The following is a 20,988-nucleotide window of genomic DNA, read 5'->3' as shown; positions in this document are numbered from 1 at the left end:
TTATGTCGAACGGCAAGGTCATTCTTTACGCAAGCTACCAGACCGGGGAAAACCTTCCCGGGTACGTGCGGTTTGCGCTAAAGCACCTTGCGGAAACAGACTTTACCGTCGTACTGCTCACGAACAAGCGCCCACTTTCGGCAGAGACGATGTCGTTCCTGGAAGACAACGGAATCAAGCTTTACCTGACCGAAAATCACGGGTTCGATTTCGGCATGTGGCGCCGGTTCCTGAAGGATGTTGCCAATGGCCGTAGCAGCCTCGTGGAATTCAACAGCATCACTCGCTTGTTGCTCACAAACGATTCCATCGTATACTTCCAGAACAACTTTGCCGACTTTATCCGCCGCGCCGAAGCAAGCACCGCCGACGTGGTATCACTCACGCAAAACGACGAAGTGCGTCCGCACTTGCAATCGTTCTTCTTGTACCTAAAGCAAGAAGCCTTGGGCGCCTTCTACCTGCACCTGCTCGAAACACCCGAGCAAGAAACATTCTACGATGTGGTGCATCGCCTCGAAATCGGCATGGCGAATGTATTCGACGAAGCCGAAATCAAGACGGCGTCACTTTACAATACGCATTTGCGCGCCCTATTTGCCTACCCCGAGCTGATTGCGCAGGGCGGCGGGTTCATCAAGCGCAAACTCTTGCAGCACCGCTTTAGCTTTAAAGAGAAGGCGCATTTTATTCGCCAGAAGGCCTACAACGCCTTGAATGCCGATTACCACAAGATGATTCTGGATGCAGGCCTTGCGCCCGACTTTAAAGAAGAATGGCTCCCGAAGCCCGTCGGGAACTCAACCAGCCAAGCCCTCGACAGACTTTGGCAAAAGGCCTTCTATAGAGTAGGCTGGCCCGTACTCAGGACAGCCATTAAAACGAAATACAAAATACTCGGCAAGCCACTTCACGGCGACGAGTACAAATAAAAAAAGGCCCGCGCACGCGGGCGTTTTTTATTTCACCTTAATAAATGATGTCACTTGGATAGAATCTGTTTCAGAGCGCTCCGTTTCATAGTGAGTGTATTTCAGAGTCCATGTAACTGTCGTATCCGATTCCAAGTCCGCATTCACAAGGTAATAGGTGGATTCCCTTACCTCTATCGTTTCGGGCCAATGCTTCCAATTTAATTCACTACCTAACGCAGTGGCAACCGTATCCAAAGGCATCAATTCTTGTTCCAATAAGGGCAATCCGTTGAATTGCAAAGACGAGTACGTCTTGATTTCTATCTTAACATCGTCCCCACCAGTAAAGTCAAGCGTATCTAAAAGCGAACGCATTTCTGTAGAATCAAATGCATTTGGGGCGACATAAATCTTTTCAGGCGGAATATAATCCAACACTCGGTTTTCGCCATAGTTAATAAAGGTCGTGTCATTCACGCAAACTAGCTGTTGAACATGAAAGGTATCCTTGTAGAGCGTGTCGTGCACATGAACATACACGACATTGGTATCCAATTTAATCGGCACATATTCAACATAGCAGCACTTCGTAGCAACCAAGGTCAAGCCGCATCTCGGCATTAAGCTTGCAAAATTAGGCGACTTTCTGCAAGAGAAGGCGGTGTCGCCTATATTGCAATTCAACAATTCAGACCATTCGGTCACCGTATCAAGCGTTCCCTTGTAATATGTGCGATAAACAAAGCTGTTGTACGAAGTCGTGTCGTAAAGAGTGTCGTAAACGGTGTCCTTGTAAATTACCAACGTATCGCGGATTACAATCGTATCCATTACGTACGTGGTTTCTGGCGGCACTATAATCGGATCAATTTGTATGCCAGGAGGAAACAACGTGTCAAGAGTAGATGTATCAGGAGGCAAAACAGGGCTAGGAGTCGTCACGGTGTCAGGAGTGGAGGCACCCGGATTTTCTGGCGGGTAGGGATTCGTCGCTTCGATATTCAAAGAACATGCCCAAAACAGGGCAGCAAACAAAAACGCCCCTAAAGACAGAAATGCTTTTTTTGAGATAACGAGTTTCACCAATCCTCCTGCATCTTTTATTCAAAAATAAAAATATCCCTGCAAAACAGGGATACCTTATTTTCAAACTGCAAAAATGCGTGACTTATCGCACGAGAATTTTGGCCGCCTGCTGCTGGGAGCCTGCGCGGACGCGGAGCATGTACAGACCAGACTGCGGAGCGTCCAGCACCAATGCGTTCGAGCCTTCGATCGTCTTGGCAGTAGCCGTCGACTTCACGTTACCCTTCAAGTCCACAATGTCGACACGCGCATTGGTGCCGGCAAGGCCGGAAGCGTCGAAAGTCACCTGCAAGCGGTTTCCGAGCCTTGCCGTGCGCAGGCCCTTGAGCGTATTCTTGACAACCGCCTTAGCAGCAGGCGCCACGCGCACCGTCGCCATCTTGGCGCTGGACTTCAGGTAAACCTTGAGCGGTTCGCCTTCGCGCATTTCGGTCGTATTGCCGTCAACCGTGACGAACACGCGATAGCCGAAAGCCTTCACGCCATCGATACCGTCCAAGCTCAAGAAACCAATTCGGTCGCTCGATGCCGACAGGGCAATCGTCCATTCCATTTCGTCGCTAGACGGCTTGATAGACTTGGCCAAGGCGCGCTTGCCTTCGACAATGGCGAGGTTCACGTGGTCACCCATGCTTGCAGGCGGTTCGTCGGCAACGAGCGGGTTCAAGCCGGCGCCCAAAATGTTCCAAGAATCCTTCTTGCCCTTCACATCCGTAAGCTTGGCCTGCAAAGTCCAGCGATCCTTGGTCGAGGCCTTCGCAAGGGCGCGCTTTTCAAGCGGAGCCGCATCGGGCGGAAAGTACGGATCGGCAGACATTTTCCACTTGGTATTCTTGGAAACATAGGCCCACACGGCTTCGTAGGGGCCAATCGTGTCAACCGGAACAGGGTCCGCACTTTCTGCATCGTAACGATAGAAGGAAATGTCCGATTCCTCGTCAAAGCTCTTCTTGGCATTCGGATTCTTCGCATACAAATCCAATCTCCAATTATACGGGTTTGCAACCATGTTCCAACCTGTGCTCACGTTTTTCAATTTCCAAGTGAAATCTTCTTCGTCGTCTTCATCATCGACATCCGTCAGCAACGGGAGGGCACGACCTTCTAGCGAGTTATACCACACGCCGAGAGTCGGGTCGACAGAATCCCTCAAATCCAGCCTCTTGTACTGCCAGTATTCACCCGTGCCTTCTTCATCCCACCAGTAGAAAATCCGGTCATCATCGTTCTTGACTGCAGAAACGTCTACAGACGAAAGCGAAATCATCTGCCAAGTATCCGCAGCGAGCACCGAAATTTCCGAACTGACCGAGAAGTCGATACTGTCTGTGACCACAGAACCCGACTTGTCCTTAAGCGTGAGCACCATCGTATAATCGCCCGGCTTGTTCATAGGGAACATGAAGTCCTTTTTCTCGTAGCCCATCTCGATCGAATCACCCAGCAAGGTATCGATAGGCGGCTTTGCACGGAGGCGGGCCCGATCAAGAACTTCTACCCTGGCAGAAACATTACGTCTGACTTCGAAATCGCTCGCCTTGAAGCCCAGTCTGAACCTGACGCCATTGACATCCAGGCGAGGATTCCTCTTGAAGCCGATTTCCGTCTTATTTTTCCAGCCAAAGTAGGCTTTGAGCGACACATCTTTAAGATTCGCGGGCATAGCGTCGCCCTCTTTAAGCACGCCGACCACTTTATTCTTGCGCAACACCACTAGAGAATCCAGGACGTACACAGAAGTATCGGTACCCGATGCCTGCACTCTAAACTGGCTGCCGTCCAATTCGCTCGGCACGAACATGGTGCCCTCGTCGGTAAAGCGGCGTTCCTTGGTATTCTTGTCGCCTTCGACAAACCAGACGCTTCCATTTTCCTGTTGCACCGCAAGCTGCACGAAATCGCCGACACAGCTGTCAGGATTCGTCGTCCACCTGGCGTAAAGCAGTTCACTGATACTGCGGCCCAAGGCATTGCCCTTTGCACGCAAGTCGTTCAACAGATCCTTGTCGAGCACCTTAAGCAGCTTGTTAGAAGTCGAATCGATTGTCCAACCGGCAAGACACTTCGCCGAATTGTAAGCGATGGTCGGGAGCACCAAGGCAGAATCCGGATTCTCGCTGGCAAGCGTATCGATCCAGTCACTACCGAAGTACACCTGGTCTTCGGAGTTTTCATTCAGCACGAACTGCACGCGCTTATCCTTCAGCACGTTCGCCCTGAGTCCGATAGATTTTTCGACAGTATAGCGGATATTATTTTCAAGAATATCAACCAGTTCGCCATCCTCATCCAAGACGACAATGGCATGCATGTTGTCCACTTCGACTTGGTTTGAATCATAGAGCATTTCTACGATAAATTCGAATTGGCCCTCTGCAGGCAACAGCAAGGTATCCGAAACCAGATAGTCAAACATCTGGCCACCAACATCCTGCATCAGCCTGAACGAACTGATTTGCTCGCTCTTGTTGACCACGCGTTTCACATCGGCGTTTCCACCGGCTTCCCACACGGCATACAGCGTATCGGGCAAGTGGCCATAGGCCTTCGCATACGCAACATAGTCATCTTCAAAATACTTATCGAATTTCAAGTGGGTCATCGGCGTATAAACAAAAGCAACCGGGCCCTGCTGCTGCGGTGTAGAGCCGTCTTCAAAACTCCAACCCTTCAGCTTGTAACCTATGCGGTAAACATCCGTCGTAATCGGCTCGTCCTTTTGAGCGTGGACTTTCAACATGGTAATGCTGGAGCCGTAGAACACGGTATCCGCATTTCCGGCAAGCCAGAATTGACGACCATCCAACGCCACCTGCGTCTTCACCGTCACTGAGAACTCAGAAACATTCGTCTTTCCCACCACGATAGAATCGCCTTCGATGGTCAATTCATGTTCAACGCCATTCACACTATACGTGGCACTGACACCGACCGCCTCGTAGCCCAAATCAACAACGCTTTTGGCGGAATCGATAAAGAATTTATAGCCCGACGAATTTGCCGGCAAAGCAAACGCATCGTTGCCGAGCAAGTGTTCGTATTCTGTACCGTCAAACACCTGCTTCAGCATGACCTTGGCATTCGTGCCGCCGTTTGCAATCGTAACACCCGCTGCAGGCTGGCTACCGCCGCAATCTTTCCAATTGGCCTGCAACTCAGTAGGAGCATCAGGATCCAAGCTCAAAGCAGACGCCGCATAATCTGCATAAAGCGTCGTGATCTTAGGCGGTTCCGTCGCAGGAACGGCCGGATTTACAGACTGAACAACAGACCAACCTTCGAAACACTTGTCGGAACGATACGGCACCCACAAATCTGTAGAAACGAGGGTCTCGCTAAATTCGAACTTACCCGCCGACGATGCATCCGTCGGGAAGAAGAGCTTGTCTTCGTCTCCGGTGTTGATATTCATGTTATAAGTCACATAGAACGGACCCGTGACCGTGTACTTGACCTTGAAATACATCTGATCGTTATTCGCTGTAGCAGAAACCATATATTTCGGTTGGACAACTAACGTCGTGTCTGCATTCGCAGCCTTAAAACCAAAGCCCGGTTTGTCTTCCTCTAGCCCAGTGGCGGCATCCTGCCACTTAAACGACTGATCCGTTATCGTCATAGCGTAACCCGAATCTGGCACGAGCGAAACCTTGAAACTCAAAGTATCGTCTGCGTTCGGCACATACAGGCAATGCGTGTACACATCGCTACCTCCATTTGCGCCTGCACCCGCAGCGCACAAATCGGACTGTTGCTCAAACGTCACAGCGTTTTCATCTGCACTACTTTTCTGTGCAAGAACAATGGATCCGTGATAATCGCCCTTTGCAGTCTGAGCGGTTCCCGTTTCATCAACGGCAATTACACGAATTGTAGCCGATGCACTACCACTTTGTCTAGGTGTATAAGGATATAGCGCCACATCCGATCCTGAAATACTAGCACCGGCCAACAAATCCGACGTCAAAGTTGACGAATAAGGATCATTGGGCGTCGCATCCGCTTTCGAGCTCCATTCCATAGCCGTATACTCTACAGATTTAACTCCGCCACCCACCGAGATAGATCTCATATACAATTTCGGAAGCTCATTGTTCGTTTCGACATCCATATTGTCTTTCTTAACAGTCCAATTATTGCCCAAAACAATATAAAAGCCACTATTAAACGAAGACAAATCAAAAGATACCGTGTATTGTTCCACAACAAATGTCGGCACCATAGTCAATTGTATTTGATCAAAGGTAACGTGTTCATCCGTCATTCCTTTATAAACAGAATCCAAGGTGACCAATTCGGTTAGATCCGTCACCGTTTTCTTCCACACCTTCGTATCATAATTCTTGGCAAATTCATCCGGAGTAGCAAAGTAACTTTCCGCAGTCTCAATTACGGACTGAATTTGAACGGGCGTGCAGCCCAACTCCACCGTATATTCCTGAAGCTTATAACCAGCAGGGGCTTCCACGGTGAAGCCCGGCGTAATCGGCATTTCACCAGGCTGCGAAGAGGCGACTGTACTTCCAATATTAACTAGTGCACCATCTATATCATAAACGAGCGGTTTATAAGTGAATGGCAACACAGAATTGCTTGCGCCAGAGGGCATTCCATTCACAATCTCTGCCTTGCCGACATCGTCTGTCACCAAGGAGTAGAGCAAATGCAACGTGTCATTGTAATCACTTCCATCGAAATTATAAAGCGATGCAAGTTCATACGTTCTATCAACAGTATGCAAGCCGCTAAAATACCTATCTGTAAATGTATAAGTCACATCGTCAGAATACGTGGAATTTTTAGCAGGCGTAAACCGCATGATTTTAGGTCGAAGGGCCGAAACCGCACCCGAATTTTCGCGAACGAACATCTCCGGAATTAAGGCATCATCACTAAGCGCAAACTCGGTTACCGGCTTCGTCAAGAATCCGACGGCATAATCAGTCAAATCCTCACCAGACTTAATGATGTATTCCGTTCCATTACATACATACGGGTCAGTTGCAGCGTTCTGTTCGTACTGACCTACGCAAAGATAATAAGCCACGTTCAAAGTGAGATTCGAGCTGTATTGGTAAACTTCAAACTCTCCATCAACATTAGAATCATATCTTCTAGAAGTACTGATCGCACCTCTAGAGGAATACCAATAACGTCCACCGTTCGACAGTTCATTCAAGAAATCAATCTGGTCTTGATCCAAATGCCCCTGATGATTTGTAAATAGAGAGAACCCTCCACATCCGGAGCCGCAATAGCTTTCATCAATATATCCACTCGCAATAGCCGCGTTATAGGCAGCCTTATTATCAGTATTCGCAAAGGTTCCAAAATTATCCGTCGAAAAGCCGATTATATAAATGGGCGAATATGTTGCACCAGCAAAGAAAGGAAGGCCATCATTTTTCCCCGGAACAGATGTCCAATCGCTATTATACGCTCCATTTAACACGGCAGCAAATCTACGAGTTTTCATACTATCGGCAGCCACAGCTCCGTTATGATAAACATCAGAACCGCTCTTCAATCGATACTCATCTTTAGAACTCTGCCCTGCAAGATCAGGGCCTATACTGAGAGAGCCGTTCGCCGTCACGTTTGCGTTCGCGTTACGAATATTGCCATATATTTCATGTGAAAAGACTCCGTTCGCATCATAAGCGTCCAGCCAATCTGCCAATTGGGTATAAAAACCTCCACCAATTCCGTAAACAAGATTATCGGAACCAAAATGATAATTGCCTTGTATTACAGGATCCCGAACTGTAGATGCACCCATCGAACCAACGATAAAGCCGTTTGTAGAGGGCGCATCAATTTTTCCTATGGAATAGGTCCCGCGGATATAGACATCAATATTATTTACGCCATTCGCTCTACTTATGTTGCCAACAATGCCGCCTACCACAGCATTATTACCGTCTCCCGACAGCGAAGCGCCATCAGGGATTCTAATCGACGACATTACAATGGAAACATTGCCCAAGGAACGACCAACAAGTCCACCGACATTGGACTTAGCCTTAACCGTCGCGTTTTCGACATAGACGTTATTTACCGAAACATTACGTGCAAGTCCTGCAACGACACCAACATCATCTACATATTCATTCGCATTGTTTTTGGCATTGATATACGCATTCTTAATCGTCATGAAGCTGACAGAAATCGCCTGGGTATTCGTTTCTTCGGCTATATTCGTCAAGCCAAAGTGAGAAGTGCTCTCTTGACACAATCCATCAATTACCGCATCGTCACCCCGAATGGTTATATCGTACTTATCCGAATAACCCGTTTTTTCACCGGTAAACGGTTCAAACTGCATGGTGCATTTCCCTGCATCAGAGTCATAACCACCAAAGTCCAATTTGCCGACAAACTTTACTTGACGATCGCTATAAATAGCCCTGTACACATCCATCAAACCGAAATCGCAATTACTATAAACCGTCGAAGAAATAAGCGGATCAAAATACCCATCGCAATTATCATATTGATCAACGGAGCCTCGGAACCAATGCTTAAAGTACTCCCAACGTCCAATATCATCACCTTGATATGTGACCGTATTCGAGAAAACCTGAGAAATAGTACAAATCGATCCATCACACTTCATCTGGAAATAGACGGAATCTCCCAAGGAGCCATCCTTTCTATACCCCACATCTTCCGGTTTTACAAAATGAGGTGTTACCGTTACATCACCATTAGGCATTTCAAAAGTAATCGTTTCTGCCGATCCCGTGCTAGCTCTTGAATAAGGAACCGGCTTGCCATTCGACAGAATGTCCAGATCGCCAAGGTAATATCCCGTTTCAGGAGTCATGGTTAGCGTCACCATCTGGTCGTAAACCGCCTCCGACAAATCGGCATCTACAGAGCCCCCAGCAACCGCTGCAGGACTTGAGACCGAATACGTTTTCGTCGGATCGATAACCATCACGACCAAATCGAGACCAGACGAATAGTTACTGTTCCCATCATCTTCAAGTTTGATCGTTATCTTGTTGCCAGTACTACGTAATTTACCAACATCGGCGGTTGTATTATAATAGTCAAAGCCACTGCCATCCAATTCAAATAACGGAGCATTGGCACTTTCTTCCCCTTCAAAAATGGTCACCTTGTCAGTAGAATTATCACTCAAACTTACCGTGCCCACCACCGCTAATTGCATATTCGCCGGAGCGGTCAAGACAAGGCTTCCATTGAAATCTTTTTCATAGCGACCTTTCTCATCCACCTCGTTACTGACCTTAAAAGATTTGACATTAGACGGAATCGTAATGGATTCACTTCCGCTATACGGCAAACGAGTAAATATACCACCATCTGCAGTCAAATCATTCGTAAACACCGGTGAAACACTAACATTTCCATACGGCATCGTAAAAGTCGCCGTATAATCAAACGATGAACGCATATATACATTCAAAGGGAAATTGTCTGACGAGGTAGCATTAACAGCAACGGGCAAATAACCCGTCGATGGTTGCAGTTTCACCGAAACAGTCGTATTAACCAAAGCATCGCTACCCGTGGTAATGGTAGCGGAGCCCCCTGTTACGGTCGCAGGCATAACGGTATGAGTCACAGAAGTGTTCAAAAGAGACACATCCAATTCAAGTTTATGATCAGCACAACGATTATAAATAGTCAGAACATCACTTGTACTGCGCACAATCCCAACATCAAACGTGCTAAACCCAGTCACACAACCGTTAGAAGGCAATAAGATTGTGACCGGATTCGTTCCGTCACGTAGTTCTAATTCACCACAAAGACTAGATTCCCCCACAAACGTACCCGACACCTGAAAAACATAGCCTGTCGGAGCCGTCATTGTGAGATCACTAGTACCTCCAGAGCACCAGCTATCTGAACCAGCATTATCATAAACCTTGAATGCGCTCACGCTTCCATCAAGCGACAACGTACCACTGCCAGTACTAGGCATATCAATGTAGTACCCACCTGCAGCATTAACTAAAAGATCCGCATCCGCAGACCAGGAGGCCGAGACGGCGAACAACACCGCCAAGATTAAAAGCGAAATTGCGTTAATTTTCGTTTTCATATAAAACACCAAAAATTTGTTTACATACGAAATCTAGTAAAGGCAGACCAGCCCTCTTTTGAAAAATAATCAAAACATTTACAAAAAGAACATAAAAATATAATTTACGCACACTTTGCGTTAAATACAGACAAAAAGCAACGTTTTCTCCTAAAGTTCCCCAATAATATGCTACATTTCAAGGGAACCAGGTTATAAATGTATCGTTATATTCCCCACATCTTCTTAACTCTAGCACTCGCATTTGAGATTTTCTGCATCAAACTGGTCCCAGTCCTTGCAGAAACATTTCCGCTAGACAACACCGATGCAGTGGTATTTACCCTAACACACAACCTTTCCGGAGCTAGCGATTTCATCTTTTCGCTGATTCTTGGAAGTTTGGCGTGGGCCGTTTTCACAACAATAGCGGTTGTCTCCATCACAATCGCATATCTAAAACACAGGAAACGCCCCTCATACATAAAAATTTCCGCCTTACTGAATGCAGTTTGCCTTGCACTCCTCGCCCATAGCATTTATACAAATATTCCCATCTCTAGTTACTACAAACTATGGACTGGCTCCAACACCTCCCCTGAAAACAGCAACATCTACAAAACAGAATATATAGATCCCGACTCCGTAAAAATAGAGTTCAAAGAAAAACGGAACCTGATTCTCATATTCCTTGAATCAATCGAATACAATTTTCAAGACTCCTCAAACGGAGGCGGACTCAGCCAAAACCTTATTCCCGAAATCACGGAATACATAAAACAGGAACAAAGCTTTATTCCTGGCGGCACCAAGATTGCAGGCACCGGTTGGACCATGGCCGACGTCATCGCCAAGACCTGCGGCATCCCGATGAAAAGGCAATCGCGTCCAATCGAGCAGAGCGCACACAAGAAGCTTCCACAACATATCACATGCCTTACCGATATTCTGCACGACAACGGGTACAACACAATCGTCTCGAAAGGAGCTCGATTAAGTTTTGCAGGAATGGATGTGTTTATAAAAGCTCATGCCATTGATCAAGGCTACGGGCTTGACGAATACAAACGCGATTGGCTCATCAGCGGAAACGTACTGAATGAATGGGGCGTTTCGGATTCCGCCCATTACGAACTAATAAAAGAGCACATCAACAAGGCGGCTTCTACAGAAAAGCCTTGGGCCATGTGGTTCATCACGCTCAATACGCACACGCCTTACGGAGCAACCGATCCGGGCTGTCACATTCCACAAGGCCTTCAGAATACCGAGTTAATCCAATCCAGCATCAGCTGCACTTCTAGGCAACTTGACAAATTTATCCTATGGGCCAAAACGCAAGAATGGTACGACAACACCACCATCGCGGTGATGGGAGATCACATTTCAATGAGTCCTTCCTATATCATCGGATTCAGAGACTTTAAACAGACCCACTATTGGCTCGATTTCTTTATCAATTCAGCCTCTTCGGCCAAGAATTACAAGAGGTCCTTTACTTCGCTCGACATGTTCCCGACAATTCTCGAAGCCATCGGCGCCAAGATTCCCGGCAGGGCTTTGGGCCTCGGACGTTCGCTTTATTCCTTGGTGCCCACGCTCCTTGAGCAATATGGTCTTGATTCGCTGAACAAGGCTCTCGAAGACAGCGACCACAATTACGACTATTACTATTCCCCCAATAAAAATAAAGCCCCGAAATAAATTCGAGGCCTAAAGATTTAGATTGCTTCGCCCTTTCGGGGCTCGCAATGACGCGTGTGCGCGTTATTTCACGATTTCGGCGTCGACGACTTTCTTGCCGTTCACGGTTTTCGGACCGTTATTGCCGTTGTCGCGGCGGATGATCTTGTACTGAATGATGCTCCAGAAGTTGGACACAATCCAGTAGAGCACGAGGCCGGAGGGCATCACTGCGCTGAACAGGAACATCATGGCAGGCATCATCCACACCATCATCTTCTGCTGGGCGGGGTCCATGGCGCCGTTGCCGCTCATGGTCACCTTGGTCTGGAAGTAGGTAGTCACCACCATGATCCACGGGAGGAGAGCAAGGCCATCGGGCATGAGGAACGGAATGCTGAAGCCGTGGAAAATCACGTCGCTGCGGCTAAGGTCGGTAATCCAGAGGAATGCCGGCATGCCGCGGAGTTCGACGGCGCGACCGAGCACGAAGAAGAGGCCCATGAAGATCGGCATCTGGATAATCATCGGGAGGCAGCCGCCGGTGCAGCTGGCGAGCGGGTTCACGCCGTTCTTGGCGTAGAGTTCCATGATGGCGGCCTGCTTCTTTTGCGGATCGCTGCGGTACTTCACGTTGATTTCGTCGAGCTGCGGTTTGAGCTTGCTCATGGCAGACGTCGACTTGAGCTGCTTGATAGTGAACGGGGTCGTGATGCCGCGGACAATGAAGGTCACGAGGATAATGGCGACGCCGTAGTTCGGAATGATCGAGTAGAAGAACTTGAGCAACTTGAGAAGCATGGCGCAAATCCACACGAACCAGACGCTGGAACCGGGGAACCACTTGGAACCGGTCACGATGATCTTTTCGTAGCCCTGGCCGAGAGATTCGACTTCGGACCATTCGAGCGGGAGCACCATGAAGTTGTAAGCGATAGAATCACCGCGGACGGCGTCTGCAATGGAGAGGCTGTAGGTACCCGGATCCGGGTTGCCTTCGGTGGCGGTGTTAATGTGCTTGGCCTTGACCTGTGCGGGCACCGGAGAATCGAACTGCACCGACATAGCCACGTACTTGCGGCGCATACCGACCCAGTAGTAGTTGGCGTTGTCGAAGGTCATGGCGTCAGAGAAGGTTTCGCGTTCGGTGATTTCGTTGTTCTTGAAAATCACTTCGCTAAAGAAGTAGCTGGTACCGCCGAAGCTCTTGCCCTTCGGGATCACTTCGGTTTCGCGCATGCCGCCCTTCCAGGAGAGCTCGTAGTTGTCGACGCGGAAACCCTTGAACTTGTTCACCTGACGGACTGCAACGCCGGCCTTGGTAAAGCCGTAGCTACGCACCAGCTGGTTGCCATTGGCATCGGTAAAGACGAACTGCACCGTGGTATCGTTTTCGACATTGATCCATTCCGGAGCTTCGACATTGAACATGACTTCGGAAAGGTCAGCACCGCCGAGCTTGAGATCGAGGGCGCCGAGGGTCGTATCTTGGATGAGTTCGGGGAAATGGTTTGCGGAATCCGGCAGGGCCTTGACGATCACACTTTGGACCTTGCCGCCCTTGTTAGAAAGGGTCATGATGAACTTGTCGGTTTCGACCGTAACCGTGCGCTGGGCAATCGGCTTGGGAGCTTCGGCGGCGGCAGAGTCGTTAGCGGCAACCGAGGAATCCTTCACGGCGCTATCGGCAGCAACGTTTGCGGCACCGAGAACCGGGGCAGCCTTGACTTCGGCAGTAGAGCCCGGGAGCACGAGTCCGCTTGCGGACGGAGATTCGGCAGAATCGGCGACCTGAGCGGCGGCTTCCTTCGCGGCAGCCTGCTTTGCGAGCTTGGCCTTTTCGGCAGCTTCGTTGTTTGCGCTCGTCATGGAGAACCACCAAATCATGATGGCTGCGATAAGGACTGATCCGATAAGAGTATTCTTGTTCATCTCTTTTCCTTTTTGGGCGGGACCGGGTCATAGCCGCCCTTGCAAAACGGGTTGCACCTTAAAATTCTATAAACTGCAAGAAAGAAACCTTTGAACACGCCATGCACCTGGATTGCTTCAATCGCGTACTGAGAGCATGTCGGCTGGAACCTGCAAACCCCATGAAAGAAAAAGGGGTGAATCAACTGGTACAGCCGGATAGGCACAATCAAGGCGCCTTTCAAGACATCGTTAACCTTGTGCGTCCAAGCCATCGGTCCATTCCATTTTCTTGAACACCTTGAGCGCCGATTCGCGCATGCGTTCCGAAGACATGACTTCGGAATTGTCGCTCACGATGATCATCGCCCACACGGGCTTTGCGATATGGGGAACCCTTTCAAAAAACAGGGGCCGCAGTAATCTACGGCACTTGTTGCGGTAAACAGCGTTACCGTTCTTCTTTTTTGCTAAAAAGCAAAAACGACAAAAACCGTCCGGGCTTTCTATCCAACGCATCGTGAACGACGGCGTGCGGATGAACTTCCCATGGACGGCTACTTGCCGATAAGCTGGCTGGTTAGGCAGCCTATAGGAGCGCAACGAGGCTATGAGCCAATCCTACTTTTTGTAGATGGTGTCGCTCACGGTGAGGCGCTTGCGACCCTTGGCGCGACGACGGCTCAGAACAGCACGACCCCAACGGTCTTCCATGCGGGCACGGAAACCATGCTTGTTGGCGCGCTTACGATTATGAGGCTGGAATGTTCTTTTCATTGTAGTAACCTTTATTAAAAGTCAAATTTTTTGAGTCTCAAAATTAGAAAAATTCCTAGATAAATCAAGGGGTCAGGGCCTGTGTAAGCAAGATTTACTCACATTTTCGAGCTTTCCCCAACAGGCTCTTCAACTTATCAACAATCTATCAACATCTATTTTGAACGCGCCCGCCCCCCGCCCCTGCAACGAGGCCGGGCCGGCATCCAAAAAAAGTTATATTTCCCGGCGCTATGAAGAAGAAAATCATTCTCGCTATTTCCCTTTCGGTGGCCACCCTGATCGCCGGATGCGCTAAGGGGCTCAAGCCGGATGACCCCGACGTTTACAAGAACAAGACCGGTATTATCGGCGTGTTCCGCCAGACCGCCTTCTACTGCGAAGACGTGATGCCCCAGTACATAACGCTTGGCGCCCAGAAGATCGTGGTGAAGCCGAGCTGGAGCCACGATCAGGACAACCTGTTCATTAGCGAAATGAAGCCAGGCATCGCCCCGCTGTACAAGTACGAATACGCCTGCGGTATCGACGAAACCAAGCTCACGCTCGATACCACCGACAACGGCAAGAAGCCCTTCCCGTACGCCGTGAAGATTCCGGACAAGGGATTCTGCAAGATCGTGATTTCGTTCCTCGAAAACGACAACCTGTTCTCGCACAACGACGACCTCCTAAGCGAATACTTCGAAAAGAACGAAGTGGCCGCCGGTTACCCGAACATCCCTTACTGCGACGTGATCGACACCAAGGGTAGCGTGGTGACCTTCATGAACCGCGACTCCCTTTACCGAGAACAGTACAAGGCCGCTCGCGAAACCGCCAAGAACCTCACTAACGATGATATTTACCCGCTGGTTACCATCGAAGAAGGTTCCGACATGGCAAGCTTGAGCGGTGACAACACCCAGGTGGTGCTGGTGACCTGGCACAACGACCCGGACCGTTTCAAGGATGGCGAAGTGACCACCCTGAAAGACGATGAAGTGCTCTGGGCCTACACCGACAAGGAATTCCTGAAATGGTTCCGCGAGAACCACGACAAGGTGGACAACTGGGATATCCGCTTGAAGCAGCTTTTGGGCAAGTCCCCCGAAACGGACAACAGGTACTTTACCGTGTTCTGGGTACGAGTGACCGACGTATTCCGTCCGGCATTCTTCCCCGAAATCAACAGCAACATGATGAATACGACCTTCACGAACACGCTTGAAGAAGACACCACCGCAAACGCCATGTGGTTCAAGAACTGGTTCGACAAGGAAAAAGTATCGCGCAGTAAGGATGCCGGTCCGTGGACTCGCCTGGGTTATACTTACGACTGGGGCAATCCGGACAGCAAGTACGGCCTTTCGGAATTTATCGTGAAGGATGGAGCCGAAATCGAAGTGAAGTTCACGCGCAAGAACCGCGCCTTCCTCACGTGGCTTAAGGACAGACTCTAACCAGCGTCCTGTATAATTCCTGGCCGGCGGTTTGATACTTACGTTCGAAGGCGGTTTCAGGATTCTCGGGACTAAAGGCCGAGCACTCGGCGCTGACATTTAACGAGAGACAGTCGCCTGCAATGCGGGCGGCTTCTTTGTATTCGCAGGCATAGATTTCCCAATTGGTGCGGAGTTCCGTGACCGGGCTCAGGCGCATGAGTACCGGGAAAATCGGGTGCAAATGAAAGCGCCGAGTAGCCTCGCTTTCCTTGGGCCAGGGGTTCGGGTAGTAAAGCGCATGGTGCAGGACATTCCACTCGCCCGCCTGCACGCGATCGAGCGCGAGGCGCCAGAAATCCAGCAGTTCCGCACGCACCCAGAAGGCATTCGCCGGCACATCGCAAGAACCGCCCGCCGAAACTTCGAGCTGTCGTTCATTGCCGGCTTTCGAGAGCCGCACCGACGACTTGTCGATTCCGATGACCGGGACATTCGGGAACTTGCGGGCCAAATGGATGGTGCTTTCGCCGGTACCGCAGCCGGAATCCAGCACAAGATCCAAACGCCCTGTAGCCTTAGACCCATAAAAAGAGCGCACGAAATCCGAGGCCATTTCAAACGCTTCGCGGGTATGGTCTGCCACCGGACGCAAAAAAGTCGTGGCAGCGTACTTGCGCACCACGGCTTCTAAATTCTTGTAGATGTCGATTTGGTTGCTGGTAACAGAGCGAACGGTCACTATTTCTCCCAAATGGAGAGGCGATCGCCACCGATCAGTTCGACATCGTCGAGCCAGACTTCGGCGTAGCCGTCGATCGTCTTGAAATCCCAAGCCAGCTGGTTGACGCACTTGAAGGCTTCCTTGTCGGCCAGCAGCGGCACACTCACTCGCACCCAAACGCTATCAAGGCCATATTCGGACTGAATCAACTTCTGATGGTCCGGTTTCAGATTGGAATCAATAATGTTAAACACCACGGAACCGATACCCTTGATGCGGAAGGCGACGGAATCCACCGACGAGATGTCATTGCAAAGCGCCTTGTCGCTCTTGCCCAGTTCGACTCCCATGGTTGCCCAGGGCCAGTGAGCGACTCCGGTAGAATCCTTGATGATATCGCCGAAGTGGGCCGCCACGTGAGCAGAGATGTTTCCGTCTTCGTTCGCAAGCGTAAAGAGATGGTTTTCACCAATCACAAAGTCAGGGGTCACGTTGTCGGCAGAGAAGTCAAAATACCACCAACCACCATCGTAGGTACGTGCCGGCATAAAGCGGTTCTGGTAGTTGGAATCCTGGAAGTCTTCGAGCAACAGGGCTCGGCTTTCGTCAGCGAACGAGCCGGACACAGTGCTTTCGCCTGCGAGGACCTTCAAATAGGTGCTGCTGGTATCGACGTCTTCGACATCGGGAATAAACACCAGGCTGAGCACGCCTTCAGGCAGGGAATCCAGCGTGAAGTTGCCGTCTTTCACCTTGGCGGAATGTTCCAGGCCGCGGACCTTGACAACGCCCTTCAGGGACTTGTCACCCACAGAGCCAGAAACGGTCGCAGTCTTTTTAAGTCTGTCCTTACCGAGGTCGACACTTGCGCCCTTCACCTGGACCGGAATCTGCAAGGCTTCGCCAGCGAGTTTCGCTTCGAGCGTGTAGTCGCCGTCTTCAACGCCTTCGATAGTCACGTTACCATTCTTGTCGGCTTCGGCAGAATAAGCCTTTTCGTCGCCGAGAGCTTCGCTGTCCATGAGACGCACCTTAGCGAGAGCCGCCGGAGACTTTTCGGCTGTCAAAATCTGTGCGGTAATTGCGTTACCCGCTTCGGTACCGCTCGGGCCACCGCCGGCTGTTTTGGTTTCGCTACAAGCCGAAAGACCAAGCCCGAAAGAAAGGGCAAGAAACGAGGTCGCGGCGAACTTAGCCATATTTGCGGGGGTCTTCTTCAACACATCCCAAAAATACAAATTTTCATTGAGGTTGCGCATTACACCCCCTTGTTTTGCGGAGCGGCTCCGGTATCAGGGTCGTCCACCTTGTCAGACAAAGGGAACATCGCAATATTCAAAGCATACACACGGTCGGCGCGTTCGCTCTTGCGGGCGAACTGCAACAGACCTCTACGGAATTCTTCGATACGGTGGCGGATTTCAGGCAGGTCGGATTCATCGGCCGTAAACACCACAGACGAAATATCGCGTTCTTCGGGTTTGTGGCGGTCGATCGATTCTTGCGCAAGTTCGATCGTATGCCTGTGGAAGTCGCGAACCGCCTGGCTCTTGACTTCGCCGCCGGTACTGATAATCTGGTCGGTAATGTTCCAACCGCCGTTGCCATCGGGCACGACAAGGCCAAGCTGTTTTAAAATGCCAAGGGCAGAGCGGGCTTCGTCCTGCGAAATGGCAGGACTCAGGCTCTTGCCGAGCTTGCCGATATCGCTGGTATCCTTGGTAATGCCAATCAAGGCGCGGAGCGCGGCGCAAGCCCAGCTACCGAAATACGAAAGTTCCGGCGTCGACAGGATTCGGGTTTCCATGGAACGCAATTCCATGAGTCGATAGTACAGTTCCGAAAGAGTCTGCTTGGCTTTGGTCTTGTTGAAACGGTATAAAGTCTTGAAGTATTCGGCACGGCGGTCGTCGAGTCCGCAAATACGGATGAACGCCGGGAGCGTGCCTTCGTTCAAATGCCCTTCTTTCTGGAAAACGCGCACAAGCCAGGCCGGGTCAACACCGGTCTTCTGACCAAGATAGCGGTACGAGGTGAAGGGGCTGCCTTTCTTGGTTTCGACAAACCAATCCTTCAGGAACTCGCGGTATTCCAAATAGTCTAATACTTCGGGCATAGCCATAATTTACCCAAATATAGATAGAAAATGTTTACAATCCATTGAGAGACACAAAGTTCCGTTGCATAATTTTCAACAGCAATTCTCAACACCCCCGGTCCAGGTTCTGTATCATACAGGCCGTCTTTTGTTTCATTCGCATAAAAATATTTTTTGTACATCACAATTTTTCGCATTTTTAGCAAAATTTAAAGATTTTTGTATCACGTACTATTGACTTTTGAGTTTTTAGAGCTATATTAGAAGCAGGAGGAAATCAACATGAAACCTATCACCGAATACCAAGATTACCGGCTTTACATGCGGGATTTCTACGAAGAACGCAAGAAGTCCGGCTTTACTTGGAGAGAATTTTCGAAGAGCGCCGGATTCGCCTCGCCCTCGTACCTGAAGCTGGTTTGCGAAGGCAAAAGCAGCCTGAGCCGCGTCGGGCTCCCGCGAGTCGCAAACGCCATGGACCTTTCGGGCTACGAGTTCACCTACTTTGAAAAGATGGTGGAATTCGGGAACGCCACAAACGACGAAAAGAAAAAGGCCGCGTTTACGGAGCTCACCCGAATCGCCAAGGAACAGAAGGTCCGCGTGATCGATGCCGACACGTTCGCCTACTACGAATCGTCCATCAATTCCATTGTCCGCGAACTGGCGCCACTCATGCCGGGCGCACTCCCCAAGGACATGGCCAAAAAGATCAAGCATCTCTTTACCGCTCAGCAGGTGCGCGATTCGCTTGAACTTTTGACCAAGGCAAAGTTCCTCGAAGAAACCGGCGAGAACACTTACCGTCAAGCGGACAAGGCCATTACCGGGTCTACCGAGGCAATCCCGCTGGCGCTCCGCTCCATGAATCGTGAAATGACCGAGCTCGCAAAAGAAGCGATTGACAAGGTAGAGGCGAAGGACAAGAACATTTCGGGCGTCACCATGGGGGTCGACGCCCCGACATTCGCACGCATTTCCGAAGAAATCGACAAATGCCGCAAGCGCGTTATCGCCCTCGCCAACGGCTGTAAAAACATCAACCAAGTTTACCGTTTGAATCTGCAACTTTTCCCGTTGACAGACAAAGTATAGGAGGAGAAACCATGAAATACTTCACCACAAAACTCGCCGCCGCGGGCATGCTATTTGCGGCCTCGCTGTTTACCGCCTGCAGCGATTCCAAAGTCACCGGCACTGACGAACAGACCAGCACCTTCAATGCCCTAAACGCCGACTCCACCTTTCAAACATGGCTGGATAACGACACATTGAAACCAAATCCGGAATGCACCGAATGCTTGGACACCGTGATCGACATCATTCACGACTTGCCTTCCGGAATCAAAACCGAAAATGGCGAACTGAAACACGTCTACAAGACGAATTTCGAATCCGTTTTCTGCGAAACGACGGAGATGTGGTTCGTCTATTCTGTTTCCGTTTCCGATACCGCCGTCACAAAGTACTATGACATTCCCGACACCCTGTCGCCAGAATCATTCAAGCAAGACTGCACCCTTGACGGAGGCATTGCTGTAGAAAACGAGCCGTTATTCCCAGGTCGATACGACCTCTCTTGCACATTGCCGGCCCCCATGAAGACCGAAATTACTCCGGGAGGCATGCAATACTTTGACGGCCATTGGAAAAAATACGCCCAGCAGATTATAGATATCTGCGGAGAGCCGATAGACGACGGAGAATCCCCAGACGGCGATCCCTCAGTTATAATTGATGAAGAAGATGATCTGAAATTCCTTTCAGAAGACGAAGAAAAACTTGCCAGCTACTTACACGGCAATCCGCTTTCCAAGGACATCCAGGTAGACAATCAGTGCGTCGAAACAGAGTTCACGTACGAATGCGGAAATAACGGAGTGCACCTGGACAACGGAATCGTGTACTACACGTACACAAACATCTCTGAATCCATTCGCTGCCAAAACTTTATAAGTGATTCCTTGGGTGAAGTCGAGAAAGCCCATTCCTATACCGTTTTCTTGAACGGCAATACCGTCACAAAGAAATGGAGCGATAATGATTTCAATCGAATGCCGGCCGAAGAACTCGCCCTCGTCAAAAGGAACTTTACCGAATATTGCGCCCTTGAAAACGGGACCATCGTTAGCGACACGTACAGCGAAATCACCTGCGAGATCAAAATTGCGCCCCTCAATAAAGAAGACGTTGATAAGAACGGCGCAGAACCATTCTACAATTACTCCGACCCTGTATGGGACATTTACGGAACGAAAGTGATTGCAGCCTGTAGATACGGGAACTAGATTCAAACAATTCGATTTAAACAGCAAGCG

The 20,988-nt window shown here is 49.8% G+C and carries 15 protein-coding genes; 5 read left to right on the top strand and 10 right to left on the bottom strand.

What is annotated here, in order from left to right; genetic code table 11:
* The first annotated feature begins 2 nt into the window (after positions 1–2).
* Positions 3–932: a hypothetical protein gene (locus tag B7989_RS01420; RefSeq protein WP_144264933.1), complete on the top strand. Its 930-nt coding sequence runs from the start codon at positions 3–5 to the stop codon at positions 930–932.
* A gap of 27 nt (positions 933–959) precedes the next feature.
* On the opposite strand, the gene B7989_RS01415 is transcribed toward B7989_RS01420, so the two are convergent.
* A complete protein-coding gene (locus B7989_RS01415; protein ID WP_144264932.1) occupies positions 960–1,949 on the bottom strand; it encodes a hypothetical protein in 990 nt (329 codons plus the stop codon).
* Positions 1,950–2,082: 133 nt separating this feature from the next.
* Complete coding sequence (locus B7989_RS01410; RefSeq protein WP_144264931.1) at positions 2,083–10,077, bottom strand: T9SS type A sorting domain-containing protein; 7,995 nt, start codon at positions 10,075–10,077, stop codon at positions 2,083–2,085.
* Positions 10,078–10,458: 381 nt separating this feature from the next.
* Between B7989_RS01410 and B7989_RS01405 the strand changes: the two genes are divergently transcribed.
* Entirely contained in the window at positions 10,459–11,760 is a 1,302-nt protein-coding gene (locus tag B7989_RS01405; RefSeq protein ID WP_158212841.1) for an LTA synthase family protein, read from the top strand.
* A 63-nt stretch (positions 11,761–11,823) separates the two neighbouring features.
* On the opposite strand, the gene B7989_RS01400 is transcribed toward B7989_RS01405, so the two are convergent.
* From B7989_RS01400 to rpmH, 4 genes are read right to left on the bottom strand one after another with little or no spacing between them, the layout of a single operon-like run.
* Positions 11,824–13,671 carry a YidC/Oxa1 family insertase periplasmic-domain containing protein gene (locus B7989_RS01400; protein WP_088626852.1) on the bottom strand — a complete coding sequence of 616 codons (1,848 nt, stop codon included), beginning with the start codon at positions 13,669–13,671 and terminating at the stop codon, positions 11,824–11,826.
* Positions 13,668–13,925 (bottom strand): membrane protein insertion efficiency factor YidD, encoded by a 258-nt coding sequence (gene yidD, locus B7989_RS01395; RefSeq protein ID WP_088626851.1) that lies wholly within the window; start codon positions 13,923–13,925, stop codon positions 13,668–13,670. Before yidD ends, B7989_RS01400 begins: the two co-directional genes overlap by 4 nt.
* Positions 13,903–14,253, bottom strand: coding sequence for a ribonuclease P protein component (locus tag B7989_RS01390; protein WP_233144200.1), 351 nt, complete (start codon positions 14,251–14,253; stop codon positions 13,903–13,905). The genes yidD and B7989_RS01390 overlap by 23 nt, the downstream gene beginning before the upstream one ends.
* An 18-nt stretch (positions 14,254–14,271) precedes the next feature.
* Positions 14,272–14,427: a 50S ribosomal protein L34 gene (gene rpmH, locus B7989_RS01385; RefSeq protein WP_072979488.1), complete on the bottom strand. Its 156-nt coding sequence runs from the start codon at positions 14,425–14,427 to the stop codon at positions 14,272–14,274.
* Between the two features lie 233 nt (positions 14,428–14,660).
* On the opposite strand from rpmH, the gene B7989_RS01380 reads away from it, so the two are divergent.
* On the top strand, positions 14,661–15,869 hold the full coding sequence (locus B7989_RS01380) for a hypothetical protein (RefSeq protein WP_088626850.1): 1,209 nt from the start codon (positions 14,661–14,663) through the stop codon (positions 15,867–15,869).
* Here B7989_RS01380 and B7989_RS01375 read toward each other — a convergent pair.
* From B7989_RS01375 to B7989_RS13930, 4 genes are read right to left on the bottom strand one after another with little or no spacing between them, the layout of a single operon-like run.
* Positions 15,853–16,590 (bottom strand): methyltransferase domain-containing protein, encoded by a 738-nt coding sequence (locus B7989_RS01375; RefSeq protein WP_088626849.1) that lies wholly within the window; start codon positions 16,588–16,590, stop codon positions 15,853–15,855. The two genes, B7989_RS01380 and B7989_RS01375, sit on opposite strands and share 17 nt — an antisense overlap.
* Positions 16,590–17,831, bottom strand: a complete 1,242-nt coding sequence (locus B7989_RS01370; RefSeq protein WP_088626848.1) for a hypothetical protein — start codon at positions 17,829–17,831, stop codon at positions 16,590–16,592. Before B7989_RS01370 ends, B7989_RS01375 begins: the two co-directional genes overlap by 1 nt.
* On the bottom strand, positions 17,831–18,688 hold the full coding sequence (locus tag B7989_RS01365) for a TIGR02147 family protein (protein ID WP_088627337.1): 858 nt from the start codon (positions 18,686–18,688) through the stop codon (positions 17,831–17,833). The genes B7989_RS01370 and B7989_RS01365 overlap by 1 nt, the downstream gene beginning before the upstream one ends.
* Positions 18,673–18,867, bottom strand: a complete 195-nt coding sequence (locus B7989_RS13930; RefSeq protein ID WP_158212840.1) for a hypothetical protein — start codon at positions 18,865–18,867, stop codon at positions 18,673–18,675. The genes B7989_RS01365 and B7989_RS13930 overlap by 16 nt, the downstream gene beginning before the upstream one ends.
* Before the next feature lie 85 nt (positions 18,868–18,952).
* Between B7989_RS13930 and B7989_RS01360 the strand changes: the two genes are divergently transcribed.
* Both B7989_RS01360 and B7989_RS01355 read left to right on the top strand, forming a co-directional pair.
* A complete protein-coding gene (locus tag B7989_RS01360; RefSeq protein ID WP_088626847.1) occupies positions 18,953–19,765 on the top strand; it encodes a TIGR02147 family protein in 813 nt (270 codons plus the stop codon).
* An 11-nt stretch (positions 19,766–19,776) separates the two neighbouring features.
* Positions 19,777–20,958: a hypothetical protein gene (locus B7989_RS01355; RefSeq protein ID WP_088626846.1), complete on the top strand. Its 1,182-nt coding sequence runs from the start codon at positions 19,777–19,779 to the stop codon at positions 20,956–20,958.
* Positions 20,959–20,988 lie beyond the last annotated feature (30 nt).

It is taken from the genome of Fibrobacter sp. UWB5 (genome assembly GCF_002210295.1).
Classification (GTDB): Bacteria; Fibrobacterota; Fibrobacteria; order Fibrobacterales; family Fibrobacteraceae; genus Fibrobacter.
Note: the sequence above shows the minus strand (reverse complement) of the source record. Positions and strands in the feature narration are given on the sequence as shown.